Source organism: Arthrobacter sp. S2(2024) (assembly GCF_036662515.1).
Lineage (GTDB): Bacteria > Actinomycetota > Actinomycetes > Actinomycetales > Micrococcaceae > Arthrobacter.
The window spans coordinates 1-629 of record NZ_JAYKZI010000036.1 but is presented as its reverse complement, the minus strand read 5'-3'; the positions used below and the strand labels follow the sequence as shown (position 1 = coordinate 629).

General features: G+C 65.3%; 1 protein-coding gene. It reads right to left on the bottom strand.

The features are described 5' to 3' along the window. On the bottom strand, window positions 1-629 hold a 629-nt coding region (locus tag VLA65_RS21930; RefSeq protein WP_332603745.1), incomplete at both ends, for a carboxyl transferase domain-containing protein.

Genomic DNA, 629 nt, shown 5'->3' with positions numbered 1-629 from the left:
CGCGGCGAATAGGCCCGCCCGCACATCGAGTAGTTGCCCGCCCCGAAGGAACCGCCGACCACCACGGTCAACTTCGGGACCCGTGCGGTCGCCACCGCGGTGACCATCTTGGCGCCGTTCTTGGCGATGCCGCCCTGCTCGTAGTCCTTGCCGACCATAAAGCCGGAGAGGTTCTGCAGGAAGAGCAGCGGGATGCCGCGCTGGTCGCACAACTCGATAAAGTGCGCGCCCTTGAGGGAGGACTCGCTGAACAACACACCGTTGTTCGCCACGATGCCCACAGGGTGGCCGTGCAGCTTCGCGAACCCCGTCACCAAGGTGGTGCCGTAGTTCTTCTTGAACTCGTGGAACCTCGAGCCGTCCACGAGCCGGGCGATGACTTCCCGGACATCGTACTGGGCGTTGACGTCCGTTGGAACGGCACCATAGATCTCGCCCGGGTCCACCACGGGCTCGACGGCGGTGTCCACGTCCCAGGCAGGGGCCTCAGGCTTGGGCAGGGTGGAGACGATGTCGCGGACGATCTGCAGTGCGTGCTCGTCGTTTTCGGCGAGGTGGTCCGTCACACCGGAAATCCGCGAGTGCACGTCGCCGCCGCCGAGCTCCTCCGCGGTCACGATTTCACCGAT